Source organism: Bradyrhizobium sp. 132, assembly GCF_023074185.1.
Taxonomy (GTDB): domain Bacteria; phylum Pseudomonadota; class Alphaproteobacteria; order Rhizobiales; family Xanthobacteraceae; genus Bradyrhizobium.
Genome location: NZ_JADPKY010000006.1, coordinates 38700 through 52658 on the forward strand (window position 1 = coordinate 38700; position 13959 = coordinate 52658).

Here is a 13959-nt window from a genome sequence, read left to right on the forward strand (position 1 = left end):
AGACCTCAATTTTGCTGCTGGGCCGGCTCCAGATGGGCAGCGTCGATGACGAACTGTGCCAACGCCCGGCCAAGGCAATCATGGACCTGTTTCGCCAGCTCAAGCCCGCGCGACGGGCTGAACAGGTCGAACTGGCCCTGATCATTCCACTGCCGCATGATCGCGAAACGATCGAACAGCGGGATATCGTGCTCCTGCGCCACCACCCGCATATTGTCGAGGTATGGCGGCACCGAGATCATGGTTTCGGTGCGCGGGCTGTACTGCAAATTCATCAAGACGACGTCAGCCCCTGCCTTTTGCAGCGCAGCAACCCCTTCGGTTACTGCGCCACGAAAATCATCGGGATCGATTGCTCGGATAGCATCGACAGTCCCGGTCTGCCAGATGACCAAAGTAGGCGTTTTTGCTTCCATCAGCTTAACGAAGCTGGCGGCCGCTTCCTCTGCCGTCTTCTTGCTCTGTATTTCTACGGAGACGTGCACGGTCTCGGACGGCGGCAGCTTGTCCTTCAGGATGGCCTGCATCCGCGCCGGATAGGAGGCGTCCTCGGAGGCTGGAATCGTGGTCGAGCGGCTGCCGATCACCAGGATTTCGAGCGGCTTGCCGGCCTTGACGGCATCGGCGACCTTGGGAAGCTGGCTTTCGCTGGTGAGCAGGTAGGACGGCAATTCGCAGGCTGGAGGCGCGGCTGAAGCAGCAGGCGCAGCATCGCCCGCGCGCGCCGAAGGCGCGGCGAGACCACCGCACAGCAGGATCAGGCTCAGGAAAACCTTCGCCTTCATCAGCCCCCTCCCGCCATATCGGCGCTGCCGACGGCGCTTTTGGTTTTCGAACCGCTTTTGTCAGCCACGCGCTTGTACCACGAAATCACCCAGGCCATGGCCCACATGATCAGGATTCCCGAGAGGCTAATCAGCGCATGCAGGGCCGGCCCCCCCCCGACCTCGGCCAGGATGAAATGGCCGGCAAAGGCAAGGAAGACGCCGAGACAGAATATCTCCAGGGAATGCGAGCCGCACAGGATCAGCGGCCGCAGCCAGCGCGATTTCAGGCCCGGCCAGTCCCGCGGCAGGACGCGCACGGTGATCGCGGCCAGCGCCAGGAAATGCGTGAAGCGCAGCACGTCGAGATCGGCCTTGTCGATCGGATACATCCACTGCTCGAGCAGCTTCGGCATGAATTGGGACAGCTGCGGCACATACCAGGTCAGCGTCACGTAGAATGCCGCGACCAGATAGGCGATCGAGATCCACATCGTCACCCGCGAAGCCAGAATGCGCGACATGCGTCGCGCTCCCCCGAGCGCACACCAGGCACCGAACACGAACAGCAATTGCCATGCGAAGGGATTGAACGCCCAGAAGCCGTTCGGATAGGCCGACAGATAGAGGTCGTATTCCCAGGTCACCGCGTAGAGCAGGACCGAGAGGCCGAGCGTCACGTCGGGGCGCCATTTCATCAGCCACAGGATCAACGGCAGCGCCAGCATCAGCACGATGTAGAGCGGCAGCACGTCCATGTTGACGGGACGAAAGCGCAGCAGCAGCGCCTGCACGATCGTGACGTCGGGCTGCTTGAGGAAATCCATGATGCCCATCTCTTCGGTGTAGAGCGGGTTCTCGAACCTGGTCGCGACGTAGGAGATTTCGGCAAGGAAGATCGTGAACAGGAAGACGTGGGCGACATAGATCTGCCAGACGCGCCGCAGGATGCGCGCGGTGGCGACGACGACGCCAGACTCCAGCATCGCCCGACCGTAGACGAAGGCGGCGGTATAGCCTGAGATGAAGATGAAGATCTCGGTGGCGTCGCTGAAGCCGTAATTGCGGATCGTGAACCAGGTCAGAAGACTCGGCGGCAAATGGTCGATAAAAATCAGCCACAGCGCGAGGCCGCGGAACAGATCGAGTCGGAGCTCGCGCTCGCCGATGGCCGGCAGCGAAATAGCCGGCGAGGCCGTGCGCGGCCTGGCACCTGCAGGGTTGGCCTGCAGAGGCTTGGCGGTTCCCGCGACCGTCGATCCCGTTACTTGGTCGGCAATGGTCATCGGGGCCTAAAAACCCTTCCGCAAAATCGCGACTTGGTAAGGAGTGTACCGGTCCGGCCGTCATCTCGCAAAGCGACCGGATCACATGCAAGTACACTTGCAAATACACCTGGCAAATACACCTGGATGTGTACTTCCTTTCGAATTCTGGCGGGACGATGTCACCAAGGCCGCCTCCGGCGTTTGGTTCCCCGGCGGATTTCGGTATGATGGCAATCATGTACCGCGCCGTGACCCACCAGATCGAAGTGACCGTCGAGCCGAACTTTGTTCCGGAGCAGTCGTCGGCCGACCGCTCCCGCTATTTCTGGTCCTACACCATTGTCATCATCAATTCCGGCGACGAGACCGTGCAGCTCAAGACGCGACACTGGATCATCACCGATGCCACGGGCCGGCAGCAGGAAGTGAAGGGCGAGGGTGTCGTCGGCGAGCAGCCGACGCTCGCCCCCGGCGAACGCTTCGAATACACCTCCGGCGTGCCACTCACGACCGCCTCGGGCTTCATGACCGGCCGTTACCAGATGGTCAGCGCCAGCGGCGAACGCTTCGAGGTCGAGGTGCCGACATTCTCGCTGGACAGCCCGGACAACAAGCGGGTGTTGAACTGAGGTAGGCGGCGGCGCGGCCTTTTGGGGCGCGGCTTCCCCGACGGCGTCATTACTCTCGTGTCCCGGACGCGCTGCAACGCGCGAGCGTTGCTGCGCGGAGCCGGGACCCGGATGGCGACACGGTCCAATGCCTCAAGCGTCTTCCACGCCCGCCTCGGCCGGCGTGAAATCGTACACCGAACTGCAGAACTCGCAGGTCACGACAACCTTGTCGTCCTTGACCATGGCGGCGCGGTCGCCGGGCGAAAAACTCTTCAGCATCGATGCGACCGCATCGCGCGAGCAGGAGCATTGTGCCTTCAGGACCAGCGGATTGAACACGCGCACGCCGCGTTCGTGGAACAGGCGGAACAAGAGCCGCTCGCCGGAGAGCTCGGGATCGATCAACTCGACGTCTTCGACGGTTTCGATCAGCGAGCGCGCCTCGACCCAGGCATCGTCTTCAGCGACGCTATGCACCTCGACGCCTTCGGGCGCATCGCCGGGATGCAGATCGGCCTGCCGCGCGCGCTCAGGCGCCTTCGGCAGGAACTGCATCAGCATGCCGCCGGCGCGCCAGCGATGCTTGCCGCCATCGTTCGAACGCCACTCCTCGCCAACGGCGAGACGCACGCGCGTCGGGATCTGCTCGGAGCGCAGGAAATATTCGTGAGCGGCGTCTTCCAGGCTGCCGCCGTCGAGCGCGACCAGACCCTGGTAGCGGCTCATCTCGGGCCCCTGGTCGACGGTCATGGCGAGATGGCCGTGGCCCAGCAGCGCGCCGGAATCTTTGGCATCGCCGAGACGCGCGGCGTCGAAACGTGCGTAGGCTCGCAGGCGATCCGGCGCCATGTAATCGACGACCAAAAACGACACCGGACCGTCGGTCTGGGCCTGGAGGATGAAGCGGCCTTCAAACTTCAGCGCCGAGCCGAGCAGCGTGGTCAGCACGATGGCCTCGCCGAGCAGCTTGCCGACAGGCGCCGGATAATCGTGCCTGGTCAGGATATCGTCGAGCGCCGGACCAAGCCGCACCAGGCGACCGCGCACGTCGAGCGCGTCGACCTCGTAGGGCAGCACGGCGTCGTCGACCGGAACCGCGGATGGTGCGCGAACCGGGCCTTCGGGCCCGGTTTTCATGTCGGGGGATTGGGAAATCATGGCGCTTTATCTGGGGTCCGAGGGCGGAAATGGAAGGGGGCGCGGGCCGCGTGTTCCGGGCGCAGTTATGGTTACACACGATGCTGCAAGTTCGGTGCCGTCCTGGCGAAAGCCAGGACGGCGAAACAAACCGACTTCGCCTTCACCGCGCGCCCCGCGCCTACTTCACCGCGTCGAAGCACCAGGCCAGAATGCCCTTCTGCGCGTGCAGGCGGTTTTCGGCCTCGTCGAACACGACGGATTGCGGACCGTCGATCACCTCGTCGGTGACCTCCTCGCCGCGATGGGCGGGCAGGCAGTGCATGAACAGCGCATCGGGCTTGGCCAGCGACATCAGCTGGGCGTTGACCTGATAGGGCTTGAGCACGTTGTGGCGATGCTCGCCTTCCTTGTCGCCCATCGACACCCAGGTGTCGGTGACGACACAATCGGCGCCGCGCACGGCGGCTTCGGCATCGCTGCCGAGCATGATCGGCGCTCCGGTCGCCTTGATGAAATCGCGCATCGCCTTTTTCGGCGCGAGCTCCGGGGGCGTCGCGACGTTGAGCTGGAACTTGAAGCGCTCGGCGGCGTGCGCCCAGGAGGCGAGCACGTTGTTGTCGTCGCCGGTCCAGGCCACAGTCCTGCCCTCGATCGGGCCGCGATGCTCCTCATAGGTCATGAGATCGGCCATCACCTGGCAGGGATGCGAACGCCGCGTCAGGCCGTTGATGACAGGAACGGTGGCGTTCGCCGCGAGCTCGAGCAGGGCATCGTGATTGAGAATGCGGATCATGATGGCGTCGACATAGCGCGACAGCACGCGCGCGGTGTCGGCGATGGTCTCGCCGCGGCCGAGCTGCATCTCCGCGCCGGTGAGCATGATGGGTTCGCCGCCGAGCTGGCGCATGGCGACATCGAACGACACCCGCGTCCTCGTCGAGGGGCGCTCGAAGATCATCGCCAGCGTCTTGCCTTCAAGCGGCCTGACCGGCTGATGCGCCTTCTGCTTCGCCTTCATCGCGGAGGACGCGGCCAGCATGCTCTTGAGCTCCGACAGCGGCAGCGCGTCGATATCGAGGAAGTGCTTCGGTGCTTTATTGGGCGACTTGCTCATCAGCTTGCCGCCCGCTTGTTGCCGGACAACGCGGTGCAGGCGCGTTCGAGCCGCCCAACGCTGTCCTCGATCTCGGCTTCGGTGACGATCAAAGGCGGCAGGAAACGTACGACATTGTCGCCGGCGCCGACGGTGAGCAGCTTTTCGTCGCGCAAGGCTGCAACGAGATCGCCTGAAGGCACCACGGCCTTGATGCCGATCAGCAGGCCCTCACCGCGCACTTCGCTGACGACATCGCTATGACGGTCGATCACAGAGGCGAGCTTCTGCTTGAGCAGCAGCGACATCCTCTGCACGTGGTCGAAGAAGCCGGGCTTGAGCATGACGTCGAGCACGGCGTTCGCAGCCGAAATCGCGAGCGGATTGCCGCCGAAGGTCGAGCCGTGCGAGCCGGGCCCCATGCCAGCCGCCGCATCCGCGGTCGCCAGCACCGCGCCGATCGGAAAGCCGCCGCCGAGCGCCTTCGCCAGCGACATCACATCGGGCGTCACGCCGAGACGGCGGTGTGCGAACAGATCGCCGGTGCGGCCCATGCCGGTCTGCACCTCGTCGAACGCGAGCAGCAAGCCCTTGTCGTCACAGAGCTGGCGCAGCGCCTTGAGGAAGGCCGGGGTTGCCGAGCGCACGCCGCCCTCGCCCTGGATCGGCTCGATCAGGATGCCGGCGGTCTGCGGACCGATCGCTTTCTTCACGGCCTCGATATCGCCATGCGGGATTTGGTCGAAGCCATCCATCGGCGGACCAAAACCTTCCAGATATTTTGCAGATCCCGTCGCGGCCAGCGTCGCCAGCGTGCGGCCGTGGAACGCGCCTTCGAAGGTGATGATGCGGTAACGTTCCGGATGTCCTTGGGAGAAGTGATGATGGCGGACCAGCTTGATCACGCCCTCCAGCGCCTCGGCGCCGGAATTGCAGAAGAACACGAAGTCCGCAAAACTCTCATGGCAGAGGCGGTTGGCGAGCTTCTCGCCATCCGGGCTCTGGAACAGGTTCGACATGTGCCAGAGCTTCGTGGCCTGCTCCTGCAACGCTTTGACCAGCGCGGGATGGGCATGGCCGAGCGCGTTCACCGCGACACCCGAGGTGAAATCGAGATAGCGCTCGCCATTGGTCGCAATCAGCCAGCAGCCTTCGCCGCGCTCGAAACCGAGGTCGGTTCTGGCGAAAACGGGGAGCAAATGCGGCGCTGCGCTGTTGGTCATGATGTCACTTGGATGTTGCGGACGGTGTGACGCGTGCATTGCGCAACGCACCATTGACCGGCCCGGAAAACGAAACGTGCCGCCTTTTCGGGGCGGCACGTGTCACTATCTTATGCTTGGGAAGACGGGTGTCAATGCCGCCCGGAAAGCCTCGCGAAACGCTGAATCCGTAGTCTTGCGGTGCCGATTTCGCGGGATTTCACCACGGAACATGTGGAAGCGAGTCGGCGGACTCTTGCGCGGGAGTCACGCCATATTGTAGCGTTTGGATTGTCAGATACGACATCTCGTGCAGTGGTTCTGATCTCTAAGTCCTTATGTACCGGCGTAAACGTTCGGGCGTTCTAGTCACGCCCGGCGAGCCTTAAGGGATTCTGGCGGCACGGGTTTTTAAAGGCTTAGGCATTCGCTGCGAGGCGCCAGGATGGCAGGCCGGCAGCGAGGGAAAGGGTGCAATGACAGTTTTGACCTGGTCCGATGATCGCGTCGAGCAGCTTAAAAAGCTCTGGGAGGCCGGACTTTCGGCCAGCAAGATCGCGGCTGAGCTCGGTAATGTGACCCGCAATGCCGTGATCGGCAAAGTGCACAGGCTCGGCCTGTCGGGTCGCGCCAAGAGCCCTTCATCGGCAGCGCCCCGGCCGCGCAAGGCGCGCCCCGCGCAGCATATGATGCGGGTGACCCGTCCGATCTCGCGCGGCAACACCGCGCTGGCACAGGCTTTCGAGGTCGAAGTGGAGGCCGAACCGGTCACCTACGACAACGTGGTGCCGATGAGCCAGCGGCTATCGCTGCTCGAGCTGAACGAGGCGACCTGCCACTGGCCGGTCGGCGATCCCTCGACGCCGGATTTCTTCTTCTGCGGCGGCAAGGCGCTTTCCGGGCTGCCCTATTGCGCCCAGCACTCGCGCGTCGCATATCAGCCGGCGTCGGATCGGCGCCGCGCACCAGTGAAGCCGGGCCCGCGCTGAGCTAGCGGATTTAGCTGACTGCAAGGGCGGCGCCGTCACACGATGACGCCTCGGCCCACTTGATGTCGTCCCGGACAAGCGTGCCAAAAGCGCGTGCCGATCCGGAACGACGGCGGCGCTTGAAGCGAGTTACGCCTGCTGCTCCGCCTTGGCAAAACGATCATCCAGCGCGTAGCCGGCGCCGCGGACGGTGCGGATCGGGTCCTGCTCGCGGCCCAGATTGAGCAGCTTGCGCAGGCGGCCGATATGCACGTCGACGGTACGCTCGTCGATGTAGATGTCGCGGCCCCAGACGCTGTCGAGCAGTTGCTCGCGCGAGAACACCCGCCCCGGATGCTCCAGGAAGAACTCCAGCAGGCGATATTCGGTCGGGCCGAGATCGATCGGCCGGCCCGAGCGCGCCACGCGGCGCTTGTCGCGGTCGAGCTCGATGTCGCCAAAGGCGAGCACGGCGGCGAGCCGCTCCGGGCTTGCGCGCCGCAGCAGGCCCTTCACGCGCGCCAGGAGCTCCGGCACCGAGAACGGCTTGACGATGTAATCGTCGGCGCCGGTCGCAAGACCCCGCACCCGCTCGCTTTCCTCGCCGCGCGCGGTGAGCATGATGATCGGGAGCTGCTTGGTCTCGGGACGGGTGCGAAGCCGCCGGCACAATTCGATGCCTGACAGGCCCGGCAGCATCCAGTCGAGCACGATCAAATCGGGGATGTGCTCCTTGAGACGGGTGTCGGCGTCGTCGCCGCGCATGACCGTCTCGACGTCATAGCCGTCGCCTTCGAGGTTGTAGCGGAGAAGCTCGGTCAGGGCTTCCTCGTCCTCAACCACCATAATGCGTGCGCCCATCTGGGTCGTTGCTCCCTAGGTGTTCGGTATCGAGCTGGCGAAGGTCGTCATATCGCCCTTCGGCCGCTTGTCGGTGATTGCCTGGCCCTCGATCATGTAGAACACGGTCTCGGCGATGTTGGTGGCGTGGTCGCCGATCCGCTCGATGTTCTTGGCGCAGAACATCAAATGGATGCAGAACGAGATGTTGCGCGGATCCTCCATCATGTAGGTGAGGAGCTCGCGGAACAGCGAAGTGCAGATGGCGTCGACTTCCTCGTCGCCCTTCCACACCGCCATCGCCGCCGGCAAATCATGCGCGGCATAGGCGTCCAGCACCGACTTGACCTGCTGCTGCACGAGGTCGGTCATGTGCTCCAGGCCGCGGAACAGCTTGAGCGGATGGAAATCCGTCTCCAGCGCCGCGACACGCTTGCCCATGTTCTTGGCGAGGTCGCCGATGCGCTCGAGATCGGTCGCGACGCGCATGGCGCCGACGATCTCGCGCAGATCGACCGCCATCGGCTGACGGCGGGCGATAGTGAGCACGGCGCGCTCCTCGATCTTCTTCTGGAGCGCGTCGAGCTCGATGTCGATGGTGACGACGCGCTGGCCGAGCGGAACGTCACGGCGGATCAGCGCGTCGACGGAATCGACGATCATGCGCTCGGCGATGCCGCCCATCTCGGCAACCAGCCGGGTGAGTTCCTGGAGGTCGGTGTCGAAGGCCTTTGCGGTATGTTCAGAACCCATGTCGCGTCTCCTCAGCCGAACCGGCCGGTGATGTAATCCTGCGTGCGCCGGTCGGTCGGCGACGTGAAGATCTTGTTGGTGTCGTCGAACTCGATCAGCTCGCCGAGATACATGAAGGCGGTCTTGTCGGAGACGCGCGCCGCCTGCTGCATGTTGTGGGTGACGATCGCGATCGTGTAGTCCTCGGCGAGCTCCTGGATCAGCTCCTCGACCTTGGCGGTCGAGATCGGGTCGAGCGCCGAGCAGGGCTCGTCGAACAGGATCACCTCGGGCCGCACCGCGACGGTGCGGGCGATGCAGAGGCGCTGCTGCTGGCCGCCGGAGAGCGACAGGCCGGAGGCGTTGAGCTTGTCCTTGACCTCGTTCCACAGCGCGCCGCCGCGCAGCGCCTTCTCGACCCGGCCGTCCATCTCGGACTTCGAGATCTTCTCGTAGAGACGGATGCCGAACGCGATGTTTTCGTAGATCGTCATCGGGAACGGTGTCGGCTTCTGGAACACCATGCCGACGCGGGCGCGCAGCAAATTGAGGTCCAGCCTGGGATCGAGGATGTTGGTCTGGTCGAGCATCAGCTGACCGGTGGCGCGCTGACCCGGATAGAGGTCGTACATCCGGTTGAAGATGCGCAGCAGGGTCGACTTGCCGCAGCCCGACGGGCCGATGAACGCCGTGACGCGGTTGGCGCCGAGCGTCAGGTTGATGTTCTTCAGCGCGTGATGCTCGCCGTAATAGAAGTTCAGGTTGCGCACGGTCACCTTGGGGGGCGCCTCGGGCAGCACCGGCGCGTGGGGCAGTCCGCCGGACGCGCTCATCGATACGGAAAGATCACTCATTTTGCGGTCCTCTCGGCGCCAAGGATGCGCGCGCCAATATTCAGGGCAAGAACGGTCAGGGTGATGAGCAGCGCGCCGCTCCAGGCGAGCTGCTTCCAATAGGCGTAGGGGCTCTGCACGAAGTTGTTGATGGTGACCGGCAGGTTCGCCATCGTCTTGTTCAGGCCGAGGCTGAAGAACTGGTTCGACAGCGCGGTGAACAGCAGCGGCGCGGTCTCGCCGGCGACGCGGGCAGTCGCAAGCAGCACGCCGGTGATGAGGCCCGATCGGGCAGCACGATAAGCGATGCGCTTGATCACCAGCGAGCGCGGCAGGCCAAGCGCCGAGGCCGCCTCGCGCAGCGCGTTCGGCACCAGCAGCAGCATGTCCTCGGTCGTGCGCAGCACCACCGGGATGACGATGACCGCGAGCGCGAGACTGCCGGCGATCGCCGAGAAGCCGCGCATCGGCACCACCACCGCGCCGTAGATGAACAGGCCAATGATGATCGAGGGCGCCGACAGCAGGATGTCGTTGATGAAGCGGATCACCGAGGTCAGCCGGTCGTTGCGGCCGTATTCGGCGAGATAGGTGCCGGCGAACATGCCGAGCGGCGCGCCGATGCCGACGCCGATCACGGTCATGATCAGCGAGCCGACGATTGCGTTGAGCAGGCCGCCCTCGTTCGATCCGGGTGGCGGCGTGTTCTCGGTGAACAGCTGGACATTGAGGCCAGCCAGGCCGTTGTAGAGCAGCGTGATCAGGATCAGCGCAAGCCAGGTGACGCCGAATGCGGTCGCGGCGATGCAGAGCCCGCGGATGACGAAGTCCTTGCGGCGGCGACGTGAATAGATCGGGTTCATGGCGTTAGTTTCCCGCCTTCTTTTCCAAACGCATCAGCATCAGCCGCGCGCCCGCGAGCACGAAGAACGTCAGCACGAACAGCAGCAGGCCGAGCAGGATCAGGCCGGACTGGTGCAGGCCGTCGCTCTCGGCGAACTCGGATGCGATCGCCGCCGAGATCGTGGTGCCCGGCGAAAAGATCGACGTCGAGATGCGGAACGAGTTGCCGATGATGAAGGTCACCGCCATGGTCTCGCCGAGCGCGCGGCCCAGCGCCAGCATGACGCCGCCGATGACGCCGACGCGGGTGTAGGGGATCACCACGCTGCGGACGACTTCCCAGGTGGTGCAGCCGACGCCGTAGGCGGCTTCCTTCAGCACCGGAGGCACCGTCTTGAACACGTCGACGGAGATCGAGGTGATGAAGGGCAGCACCATGATGGCGAGGATCAGCGCGGCATTGAACAGGCTGAGATAGGACGGGGGACCTGCGAAGATCGCGCCCAGCACCGGCACGCCGTCGAATATCTTGATCATGAAGGGCTGGAATGTGTTGGCGAGGAACGGACCCAACACGAAGAAGCCCCACATGCCGTAGATGATCGAGGGGATGCCGGCGAGCAGCTCGATCGCCATGCCGATCGGGCGGCGCAGCCATTGCGGGCAGAGCTCGGTGAGGAAGATCGCAATGCCGAGACCGACCGGGATGGCGATCAGCATCGCGATGAAGGAGGTGACGAGCGTGCCGTACATCGGCCCGAGCGCGCCGAGCACCGGCGGATCGGCGGACGGCGCCCAGCGCTGCGTCCACAGGAAGGAGAGACCGTATTCCTTCATCGCCGGAAAGGCGCCGACGATCAGCGACAGGATGATGCCGCCGAGGATCAGAAGCACCGAGATCGCGGAGAGCCGCGTGATCCAGTAGAAGGTGACGTCCCCGACTTTGAACGCGCTCAAGGCCTTGGCGCGATCATACGGTCCGGCGTCGTCGATTATATCGCTCTGAACGGCCATCTCTGCCACGCCGATCCCCTGTACCAAATAGTATACGTTTTTTGTTGGTCCGCGCCCCGGATGCGACGCTGATCCGGGGCACAGTTGTGGGTCCCGGCTCTGCGCGGCAGCGTTTCAGGCTGCAGCGCGTCCGGGACACGAGCATCGCGAGCTTAGCTCTTGATCTCGGCAGCCCAGGTCTTCTCAACCAGGGTCACGACGCCCTCGGGCATCGGGATGTAGTCGAGCTCTTCAGCCGCCTTGCCGCCGTTCTTGAAGGCCCAGCGGAAGAACTTGATGGCTTCCTGCGAGGCCGCCTTGTCGGTGGCGTCCTTGTGCATGAGGATGAAGGTCGCCGCCGTGATCGGCCAGGACTTCTCGCCGGGCTGGTCGGTCAGGATGACGTAGTAGCCGGGAGCCTTGGCCCAGTCGGCGTTGGAGGCGGCTGCCTGGAAGGCTTCGACGGTCGGCTGCACCGGCTTGCCGGCCTTGTTGACGAGACCGGTGTAGGTCAGCTTGTTCTGCTTGGCATAGGCGTACTCGACGTAACCGATCGAGTTCTTGGTCTGGCTGATGTTGCCCGACACGCCTTCGTTGCCCTTGGCGCCGACGCCGACCGGCCACTCGACGGCGGTACCTTCACCGACCTTGCTCTTCCAGTCAGCGCTGGCCTTGGCGAGATAGTTGGTGAAGTTGAAGGTGGTGCCCGAACCGTCCGAACGGCGGACCACGGTGATCGCCTCCGACGGCAGCTTCAGGTTCGGATTGAGCTTCTTGATCGCGGCGTCGTCCCACTTGGTAATCTTGCCGAGATAGATGCCGGCGAGGGTCTCGCCGTCGAACACCATCTCACCGGGCTTCACGCCCTCGATGTTGACGACGGGAACGATGGCACCCATCACCATCGGCCACTGGACGAGGCCGTCCTTTTCGAGCTGCTCGGCCTTGAGCGGCGCGTCGCTGGCGCCGAAGGTCACGGTCTTGGCCTGGATCTGCTTGATACCGCCGCCGGAACCGATCGACTGGTAGTTCAGACCGTTGCCAGTCTCTTTCTTGTAGGTGTCAGCCCATTTCGAATAGATCGGGAACGGGAACGTCGCACCGGCACCGGTGATATCGGCGGCAAAGGCCGCCGTCGTCGATGCGGCGACCAAGCCAGCAGCGACGATCGTTTTGAGGAAATTCATGTTGGTCTCCATGCAGGGGAGCGAAGCGCCATCCGCGCCCGATCGCGCTCCCCGTGCCGCTCCTTTAGGAGCGGACAGCTGAGCTTTTACGAAGCTTTCGTGACAGCTGGATGACGGAGACAAGCAATTGGAATCGCTTGTATTTCAGCTCTGGATCAAGGCCTTCACCTGGGGAAAACAGGCGGTAAAAGTGGCGCCCTGCTTGGGCACGCTTTCGATCAAAAGCCGGCCGCGATGGCGGTTAAGAATATGTTTCACCAGCGATAATCCGAGGCCGGTGCCGCCCTGCGAGCGGCTGTCACCGATATCGACCCGGTAGAAGCGCTCGGTCAGCCGCGGCAAATGCTCCGGCGCGATGCCGGGGCCGAAATCCCGGACCAGGACCCGGATTTCCTGAGTTCCATCAATGGCAGGACTGGACGTCAGCGACACGACGACACGGCCGCCCGAGGCGCCGTACTTGAGCGCGTTCTCGATCAAATTCTCGAACAGGCGGAGCAGCTCCTCGCGGTCGCCCGCGATCATCACCGGCGTCTCCGGCAGATGGGTCTCGACCTCGACCCGGCGTTCCCGCGCCAGCGGCTCGAGCCCGTCGGCGACCTGGAAGATGATCGGCAGCAGGTCGACCAGGGTATCGGGCCGCACATGGGCCGACAGTTCCACCCGCGACAGCGACAGCAGATCGTCGATCAGGCGCGCCATGCGGGTGGCCTGGTTGTGCATGATGCCGAGGAAGCGCTCGCGCGCCTTGGGATCGTCCTTGGCCTGGCCCTGGAGCGTGTCGATGAAGCCGGACAGTGCGGCCAGCGGCGTGCGGAGCTCGTGGCTGGCATTGGCGACGAAGTCGGCGCGCATTTCCTCGACCCGGCGCAGCGGCGTCTGGTCGTGGAAGGTCATCAGCATGCATTTGTCGGCGCCGCCGAAGGTGGTCGGCACCGGCACCGGCGTGATGGTCAGCTCCATCCAGCGATCGACCGGGACATGGTCGAGATAGGTCGCGCGCCGCGGCTCGGTGGTCGCGATCGACTCGCGCAGAGCGGTGATGATCTCCGGTGAACGCAGCGCGAACTGGGCCAGCTCGTTCCGGCGCAGCGCCGGCGCAAGCTGGGCGGCCGCAGCGTTGAGATGGATGACGCGGCCGGCACGGTCGAGCAGCACCGCAGGATCGGGCATTCCGGCAACAACCGCGGCCACCGCCGCGCTCTCGACGGGGTTGACGCGGCGGGTGTCTTCGCGCGAGGCGGCAGTATCGTGCAGGCGCCACGGGATCAGCGCTGCGGCCGCGATGCAGAGGAACACTGTCGCCGCCCGCATCATCGACAATTCGCCGAGCGAGACCACCACCGACAGCGCCAGCGCTGCGGCGATCAGGATGATGGTCGAGTGCCGCAGCCGGTCGGACCAGGGCCGGGCGGTGGGAGACGATGGGGCGTCGATCGCCATCGGGGCGGGCTTCTCCAAGGGGCTTTTAGGCTCAAGACTTGC

At 64.3% G+C, this 13959-nt stretch carries 14 protein-coding genes; 2 read left to right on the forward strand and 12 right to left on the reverse strand.

Features of this window, described 5'->3' with window-relative positions:
- Positions 1 to 5 precede the first annotated feature (5 nt).
- Both IVA74_RS00250 and IVA74_RS00255 read right to left on the reverse strand, forming a co-directional pair.
- Positions 6 to 785, reverse strand: coding sequence for an SGNH/GDSL hydrolase family protein (locus IVA74_RS00250; protein ID WP_247338693.1), 780 nt, complete (start codon positions 783 to 785; stop codon positions 6 to 8).
- Positions 785 to 2050 (reverse strand): OpgC domain-containing protein, encoded by a 1266-nt coding sequence (locus tag IVA74_RS00255; protein WP_247338694.1) that lies wholly within the window; start codon positions 2048 to 2050, stop codon positions 785 to 787. Before IVA74_RS00255 ends, IVA74_RS00250 begins: the two co-directional genes overlap by 1 nt.
- A gap of 206 nt (positions 2051 to 2256) precedes the next feature.
- On the opposite strand from IVA74_RS00255, the gene apaG reads away from it, so the two are divergent.
- The gene (apaG, locus tag IVA74_RS00260; RefSeq protein WP_247338696.1) at positions 2257 to 2661 is read left to right on the forward strand and encodes a Co2+/Mg2+ efflux protein ApaG; all 405 of its coding nucleotides are present in this window, start codon (positions 2257 to 2259) and stop codon (positions 2659 to 2661) included.
- Positions 2662 to 2793: 132 nt separating this feature from the next.
- Here apaG and IVA74_RS00265 read toward each other — a convergent pair whose 3' ends face one another.
- From IVA74_RS00265 to IVA74_RS00275, 3 genes are all read right to left on the reverse strand, one after another.
- On the reverse strand, positions 2794 to 3801 hold the full coding sequence (locus IVA74_RS00265) for an Hsp33 family molecular chaperone (protein ID WP_247338698.1): 1008 nt from the start codon (positions 3799 to 3801) through the stop codon (positions 2794 to 2796).
- Between the two features lie 160 nt (positions 3802 to 3961).
- Positions 3962 to 4897, reverse strand: a complete 936-nt coding sequence (gene argF / locus IVA74_RS00270) for an ornithine carbamoyltransferase (RefSeq protein ID WP_247338700.1) — start codon at positions 4895 to 4897, stop codon at positions 3962 to 3964.
- A complete protein-coding gene (locus IVA74_RS00275; protein ID WP_247338702.1) occupies positions 4897 to 6099 on the reverse strand; it encodes an aspartate aminotransferase family protein in 1203 nt (400 codons plus the stop codon). Before IVA74_RS00275 ends, argF begins: the two co-directional genes overlap by 1 nt.
- Before the next feature lie 455 nt (positions 6100 to 6554).
- Between IVA74_RS00275 and IVA74_RS00280 the strand changes: the two genes are divergently transcribed.
- On the forward strand, positions 6555 to 7067 hold the full coding sequence (locus tag IVA74_RS00280; protein WP_247338703.1) for a GcrA family cell cycle regulator: 513 nt from the start codon (positions 6555 to 6557) through the stop codon (positions 7065 to 7067).
- 129 nt (positions 7068 to 7196) lie between these two features.
- Here the strand turns inward: IVA74_RS00280 and phoB are convergent, their stop codons facing one another.
- The 7 genes from phoB to IVA74_RS00315 all read right to left on the reverse strand — a co-directional run bounded on the left by phoB (position 7197) and on the right by IVA74_RS00315 (position 13917).
- Positions 7197 to 7907 carry a phosphate regulon transcriptional regulator PhoB gene (gene phoB, locus IVA74_RS00285; protein WP_247338705.1) on the reverse strand — a complete coding sequence of 237 codons (711 nt, stop codon included), beginning with the start codon at positions 7905 to 7907 and terminating at the stop codon, positions 7197 to 7199.
- Positions 7908 to 7922: 15 nt separating this feature from the next.
- A complete protein-coding gene (gene phoU / locus IVA74_RS00290; RefSeq protein WP_247338707.1) occupies positions 7923 to 8639 on the reverse strand; it encodes a phosphate signaling complex protein PhoU in 717 nt (238 codons plus the stop codon).
- An 11-nt stretch (positions 8640 to 8650) separates the two neighbouring features.
- Positions 8651 to 9472, reverse strand: coding sequence for a phosphate ABC transporter ATP-binding protein PstB (pstB, locus tag IVA74_RS00295; RefSeq protein WP_247338709.1), 822 nt, complete (start codon positions 9470 to 9472; stop codon positions 8651 to 8653).
- A complete protein-coding gene (gene pstA / locus IVA74_RS00300) occupies positions 9469 to 10314 on the reverse strand; it encodes a phosphate ABC transporter permease PstA (RefSeq protein ID WP_247338711.1) in 846 nt (281 codons plus the stop codon). The genes pstB and pstA overlap by 4 nt, the downstream gene beginning before the upstream one ends.
- 4 nt (positions 10315 to 10318) lie before the next feature.
- Entirely contained in the window at positions 10319 to 11308 is a 990-nt protein-coding gene (pstC, locus tag IVA74_RS00305) for a phosphate ABC transporter permease subunit PstC (RefSeq protein ID WP_247338767.1), read from the reverse strand.
- A gap of 152 nt (positions 11309 to 11460) precedes the next feature.
- On the reverse strand, positions 11461 to 12474 hold the full coding sequence (gene pstS, locus IVA74_RS00310; RefSeq protein WP_247338713.1) for a phosphate ABC transporter substrate-binding protein PstS: 1014 nt from the start codon (positions 12472 to 12474) through the stop codon (positions 11461 to 11463).
- 144 nt (positions 12475 to 12618) lie between these two features.
- Positions 12619 to 13917 carry an ATP-binding protein gene (locus IVA74_RS00315; RefSeq protein WP_247338715.1) on the reverse strand — a complete coding sequence of 433 codons (1299 nt, stop codon included), beginning with the start codon at positions 13915 to 13917 and terminating at the stop codon, positions 12619 to 12621.
- Positions 13918 to 13959 lie beyond the last annotated feature (42 nt).

Coding starts and splice junctions, on each gene's coding strand:
- IVA74_RS00250 (WP_247338693.1), bottom strand. CDS start 785: ATGAAGGCGAAGGTTTTCCTGAGCCTGATCCTGCTGTGCGGTGGTCTC.
- IVA74_RS00255 (WP_247338694.1), bottom strand. CDS start 2,050: ATGACCATTGCCGACCAAGTAACGGGATCGACGGTCGCGGGAACCGCC.
- apaG (WP_247338696.1), top strand. CDS start 2,257: ATGATGGCAATCATGTACCGCGCCGTGACCCACCAGATCGAAGTGACC.
- IVA74_RS00265 (WP_247338698.1), bottom strand. CDS start 3,801: ATGATTTCCCAATCCCCCGACATGAAAACCGGGCCCGAAGGCCCGGTT.
- argF (WP_247338700.1), bottom strand. CDS start 4,897: ATGAGCAAGTCGCCCAATAAAGCACCGAAGCACTTCCTCGATATCGAC.
- IVA74_RS00275 (WP_247338702.1), bottom strand. CDS start 6,099: ATGACCAACAGCGCAGCGCCGCATTTGCTCCCCGTTTTCGCCAGAACC.
- IVA74_RS00280 (WP_247338703.1), top strand. CDS start 6,555: ATGACAGTTTTGACCTGGTCCGATGATCGCGTCGAGCAGCTTAAAAAG.
- phoB (WP_247338705.1), bottom strand. CDS start 7,907: ATGGGCGCACGCATTATGGTGGTTGAGGACGAGGAAGCCCTGACCGAG.
- phoU (WP_247338707.1), bottom strand. CDS start 8,639: ATGGGTTCTGAACATACCGCAAAGGCCTTCGACACCGACCTCCAGGAA.
- pstB (WP_247338709.1), bottom strand. CDS start 9,472: ATGAGTGATCTTTCCGTATCGATGAGCGCGTCCGGCGGACTGCCCCAC.
- pstA (WP_247338711.1), bottom strand. CDS start 10,314: ATGAACCCGATCTATTCACGTCGCCGCCGCAAGGACTTCGTCATCCGC.
- pstC (WP_247338767.1), bottom strand. CDS start 11,308: ATGGCCGTTCAGAGCGATATAATCGACGACGCCGGACCGTATGATCGC.
- pstS (WP_247338713.1), bottom strand. CDS start 12,474: ATGAATTTCCTCAAAACGATCGTCGCTGCTGGCTTGGTCGCCGCATCG.
- IVA74_RS00315 (WP_247338715.1), bottom strand. CDS start 13,917: ATGGCGATCGACGCCCCATCGTCTCCCACCGCCCGGCCCTGGTCCGAC.